Source organism: Acidovorax sp. KPB24-03 (assembly GCF_057546605.1).
Genome location: NZ_BAAJYR010000256.1, coordinates 1 through 4,947 on the forward strand (window position 1 = coordinate 1; position 4,947 = coordinate 4,947).

Here is a 4,947-nt window from a genome sequence, read left to right on the forward strand (position 1 = left end):
GGCACGCCGACGGATGCCCAGGCCGACGCGGGCCAGGCCGGCGGCCACTTTCTGGTGTTCGAGGCCGATGCGCTCTATGCCTCGCCGGTGGACAGCGTGGTCGGCGTGGTCGAGCTGCCGCAGCCCACCATCGACGAGCTGGTGCGCGGCCGGACCGCCGTGATGCCGTGGCGCGGCAAGACGCTCAAGGTGGTCAGCCTGCCCTCGCTCAACGGCCGGCCCGGCGCCGAGCCGCCGCGCATGGCCATCCTGCTGCAGCCCGACCCGGCCGAGCACGCCACCGTGGGCATCGCCATTGCCCGGCTGTGCGACTGGCTGCCGGCCCATCGCGCCGATGTGCGCGAAATGCGGCTCGGCTCGGTGGGCGAGTTCCGCATGGTCACGCACCAGCACGAGGGCGCCAGCGCCAGCATGGTCGTGGTCGACCTGGGCCAGTTGGCCTACCTGCTCGGCTGACGCCCCCAACCCTTCTCCCCAAGGACCTCCCATGACCCCAGCCAGGCCCCCCGAGAACGAAGCGCAGCGCCTGCGGGCGCTGCAGGCGCTGATGCTGCTCGATACGCCCCCGGAGGAGCGCTTCGACCGATTCGTGCGGTTCGCGGCCGAACAGCTGGACGCCCCGATCGCCCTGATGAGCCTCATCGACGGCCAGCGGCAATGGTTCAAGTCGCGCGTCGGGCTCGACGTGCCGCAGACCAGCCGCGACGTGTCGTTCTGCGCCCACGCCATCCTGCAGCCGGACCTGTTCGTGGTGGAGGATGCGAAGCTCGACGCGCGCTTTGCCGACAATCCCATGGTGACCCAGGCCCCGAACATCCGCTTCTACGCCGGCGCCCCGCTGTGCGCGCCGACCGGCGAGCGCCTTGGTACGCTCTGCATCATCGACACCAAGCCCCGCAGCCTCACCGCCACCGAGCGGGCCGTGCTGCGGGCGCTGGGCACCCTGGCCAACGAAACCATTGCCGGCAAAGACCAAGACGCATGACCCGTCCTCCCCCCCTGCCCCTCCTCTTGCTGGTGGAGCCGCAATTCGTGCTGCGCCGCACGATCGTCTCGGTGGCGCGTGACCTCGGCCTGGTGGACTTTCACGAAGCCACCAGCGTGGCGCGGGCCCTGCCCATGCTGGCGTCCCAGCCCTTTTTCGGCCTGGTGCTCGATTGCGACGATGCCGCCGCCTCCACCGACCTGCTGGCGCGACTGCGCGGCGGAGCGTTCGCCTGCGCGGCCGACGTGCCGGTGCTGGCCATGTCCTCGCTGCCCGACCCGGAACGCGATGCCTGGCGCGCCGCCATCGGCGTCACGGGCACGCTGCGCAAGCCCTTCAAGATCGGGGCACTGCTCGAATCGGTGCAAACCATGGCGGGGCGCAGGCCATGACCGCGCGGCCCCCCTGCGTGGTGGTGCGCGCGTCCCGGGCAGGCACCGGCGCCGCGCCCACCTTCATCGACCCGCTGGGAGACTGCCGCCCGTGCCACCGCTGAGTTCGATCCCCCGCCCCGAAGACACAGACCAGGCGCTCGAACGGGAACGCCAACGCATCTGCGCCCTGCAGACCACCGGCCTGCTGGAGACGCCGGACAGCGACGGCTTCGACCGCATCACGCGGCTGGCAAGCGCCCTGTTCGGTGCCCCCATCGCGCTGGTGACGCTGGTGGACATCGAGCGCCAATGGCACAAGTCGCGCGTGGGCCTTGACACGCGCGAGCTGCCACGCTCGGTGGCCTTTTGCCACCACACCATCCAGTCCGCCGACGTCATGGTGGTCGAGGACACCCTGCTGGACGAACGCTTCGTCCACAACCCGCTGGTGACCGGCGAGCTGGGCGTGCGCTTTTATGCGGGCGCCCCGCTGGTGCTGCCCGGCGGCCAGGCGCTGGGCGCGCTCTGCATCCTGGACCAGCACCCGCGCACCTTCGATGCCGCGCAGTGCCGGCAGCTCCAGGACCTGGCTGCGCTCGCCATGAACGAGATCGCACTGCAGCGCACGGCCGGGCGCATCAACGAGATCACCAGCCTGTACAACCGGGCCCAGCTCGTGCAGGACCTGATGAGCCAGTGCACCCAGACGCCGGGCGAGACGCGCACGCTCGTGCTGCTGGACGTGATCCGCGACCGCGACCTGCAGCAGGCCGTGCGCGCCATCGGCATCGCCCCGCTGGAGGCCGGCCTGCGCGACGTAGCGCTGCACCTGGCCCAGGCCCTGGGCCCGGGGGTGCAGCTGTACCACGCATCCGAAACCCGGTTTGCCTACCTACTCCCCGAGGACGGCGCGCAGCCGCAGGAGCAGGAGCAAGCCGTGCTGCGGGTGCAGCGCCACCTGCAGGAAGCGTTCCGCATCAGCCGCGTCGTGCTGGAGCTGTACCTGGTGGCGGGCCTGGCGCGCTTCACGCTCGACGCCGAATCCGCGGGCGACGTGCTGCGCCGCGCGACCTCGGCCCTGCACCAGGCGGACGAGCTGAACCGCGCCTTGGTCTGGTATGCCCCCGAGTCCGACACCGCCCACCGCCGCGCCTTCGCGCTGCTGCGCGGCCTGACGCAAGGCCTGGCGGAGGGCGAGTTCCGCCTGGTGTACCAGCCCCAGTTCGAGGTGCGCCAGCAGCGCTTTTCCGGCGTGGAGGCGCTGATCCGCTGGCGCCACCCGCGCCACGGCAATGTCTCGCCCGCCGAGTTCATCGAGCAGGTGGAGCAGACGGCGCTGATCCATCTGCTCACCGAATGGGTGCTGCACACGTCACTGGCCCAGCTGGCGGAATGGAACCGCCAGGGCCTGCAGCTGACCATGGCGATCAACGTGTCCGCCCGCAACCTGGAGCATCCGGACTTCGCCCTGGTGCTGCGCAATGCCATCGCGCTGCACGGCGTGGCGGCGCAGCAGCTGCACATCGAATGCACCGAGAACGTCGCCCTGACCGGCCGGGCCACGCAGCGCGTGCTGGAGGAGATCCGCGCCATGGGCCTGAAGGTGTCGCTGGACGACTTCGGCATCGGCTACTGCAACCTGTCGTGCCTGCGCGGACTGCCGGCGGAAATGCTCAAGCTCGACCAGTCGCTCGTGATGCCCATCGCCCACGACATGCAGGCCTGGACGCTGCTGCGCACCATCATCTCGCTGGGCCAGCGCCTGGGCTACCAGCTCGTGGCCGAAGGCGTGGAAACCCAGGAGATCCTGGACATGGTCTCCGAGGCGGGCTGCGACCTGGTGCAGGGCTACTTCCTGGCCTACCCCATGGAGGCCGGCGAGGTCGCGCCCTTCTTCGCCGCGCGGGCGGCGGCGGCACCGGGAAAGCTTTTCACGGCCGACGCGAAAGAACTTCACGCGAGCGCGGCCGCGCAGCCACCCGTTTGGCGGCTGGATTGACGTAGAGTGCCCCTTCAGCGGTGCCCGCCGGGGCCCCGCGGCACCCCATGACGATCGCCAACGCCCCTTCCCCCTCACCGTCCCCCGCCGCCGCCATCCGCGCGCGGCTGATCCCCGCGCTGCAGGCCGTGCTGCCCGCGCATGCGCTGCTGTGGCAGGCCGAGGACACCACGCCCTACGAATGTGACGGGCTCACCGCCTACCGCCAGCGCCCGCTGGCCGTGGCCCTGCCCGAGACCGAGGAGCAGGTGCAGGGCGTGCTGCGCGCCTGCCATGCGCTGTCGGTGCCCGTGGTGGCGCGCGGGGCCGGCACCGGGCTGTCGGGCGGGGCCATGCCGCACGCCCTCGGGGTGACGCTGTCGCTCGCCAAGTTCAACCGCATCCTGCGCATGGACCCGGTGTCGCGCACCGCCGTCGTGCAGTGCGGCGTGCGCAACCTGGCCATCAGCGAGGCCGCTGCGCCCCACGGGCTGTACTACGCGCCCGACCCGAGCAGCCAGATCGCCTGCACCATCGGCGGCAACATCGCCGAGAACTCCGGCGGCGTGCACTGCCTGAAGTACGGCCTCACGGTGCACAACGTGCTGCGCGTGCGCGGCTTCACCATGGAGGGCGATCCCGTCACCTTCGGCAGCGAAGCGCTGGATGCGCCCGGCTACGACCTGCTGGCCGCGGTGATCGGCAGCGAGGGCATGCTGGCCGTGGCCACCGAGGTCACGGTGCGCCTCATCCCCAAGCCGCAGCTGGCGCGCTGCATCATGGCCAGCTTCGACGACGTGCGCCGGGCCGGCGATGCGGTGGCGGCCATCATCGCGGCCGGCATCATTCCGGCGGGCCTCGAAATGATGGACAAGCCCATGACCGCCGCGGTGGAGGACTTCGTCTGCGCCGGCTACGACCTCACCGCCGAGGCCATCCTGCTGTGCGAGAGCGACGGCACGCCCGAGGAGGTCCAGGAGGAGATCGGCCGCATGAGCGAGGTGCTGCGTGCGGCCGGCGCCACCGCCCTGACCGTGAGCCAGGACGAGGCCGAACGCCTGCGCTTTTGGAGCGGCCGCAAGAACGCCTTTCCGGCCAGCGGCCGCATCAGCCCCGACTACATGTGCATGGACTCGACCATCCCGCGCAAGCGGCTGGCCGACATCCTGCTGGCCATTGCCGCGATGGAAAAGAAATACGGGCTGCGCTGCGCCAACGTGTTCCACGCGGGCGACGGCAACCTGCACCCGCTGATCCTGTTCGATGCCAACGACCCCGACCAGCTGCACCGCTGCGAGCTGTTCGGCGCCGACATCCTGGAGACCAGCGTGGCCATGGGCGGCACGGTGACGGGCGAGCACGGCGTGGGGGTGGAAAAGCTCAACTCCATGTGCACCCAGTTCACCACCGAGGAGAACGCGCAGATGTTCGCGCTCAAGGCCGCCTTCGACCCGGCGGGCCTGCTCAACCCGGGCAAGGTGATCCCCACGCTCAACCGCTGCGCGGAGTACGGAAAGATGCTGGTGCGCGGCGGCCGGATCGCCCACCCGGACCTGCCACGGTTCTGAGCGGCGCGCGGCCGGGGTGCCGGCGCGGCCCGGTGGCGCAGC

The 4,947-nt window shown here is 71.0% G+C and carries 5 protein-coding genes; all 5 read left to right on the forward strand.

Annotation, left to right across the window (positions count from 1 at the left end):
- Window positions 1-456, forward strand: a 456-nt coding sequence (locus AC27KI_RS18550; RefSeq protein ID WP_487115183.1) for a chemotaxis protein CheW, incomplete at its 5' end; no start/stop codon positions are given.
- Between the two features lie 31 nt (window positions 457-487).
- The gene (locus tag AC27KI_RS18555) at window positions 488-985 is read left to right on the forward strand and encodes a GAF domain-containing protein (RefSeq protein WP_487115185.1); all 498 of its coding nucleotides are present in this window, start codon (window positions 488-490) and stop codon (window positions 983-985) included.
- A complete protein-coding gene (locus tag AC27KI_RS18560) occupies window positions 982-1,377 on the forward strand; it encodes a response regulator (RefSeq protein ID WP_284431097.1) in 396 nt (131 codons plus the stop codon). The genes AC27KI_RS18555 and AC27KI_RS18560 overlap by 4 nt, the downstream gene beginning before the upstream one ends.
- Window positions 1,378-1,468: 91 nt before the next feature.
- The gene (locus AC27KI_RS18565; protein WP_317354495.1) at window positions 1,469-3,358 is read left to right on the forward strand and encodes a sensor domain-containing phosphodiesterase; all 1,890 of its coding nucleotides are present in this window, start codon (window positions 1,469-1,471) and stop codon (window positions 3,356-3,358) included.
- A 47-nt stretch (window positions 3,359-3,405) separates the two neighbouring features.
- Window positions 3,406-4,905 (forward strand): FAD-linked oxidase C-terminal domain-containing protein, encoded by a 1,500-nt coding sequence (locus tag AC27KI_RS18570; protein ID WP_487090374.1) that lies wholly within the window; start codon window positions 3,406-3,408, stop codon window positions 4,903-4,905.
- Window positions 4,906-4,947 lie beyond the last annotated feature (42 nt).

Bases quoted from the DNA above. Each gene is read 5' to 3' on its own strand.
- AC27KI_RS18555 (WP_487115185.1), top strand. From the start codon at position 488: ATGACCCCAGCCAGGCCCCCCGAGAACGAAGCGCAGCGCCTGCGGGCG.
- AC27KI_RS18560 (WP_284431097.1), top strand. From the start codon at position 982: ATGACCCGTCCTCCCCCCCTGCCCCTCCTCTTGCTGGTGGAGCCGCAA.
- AC27KI_RS18570 (WP_487090374.1), top strand. From the start codon at position 3,406: ATGACGATCGCCAACGCCCCTTCCCCCTCACCGTCCCCCGCCGCCGCC.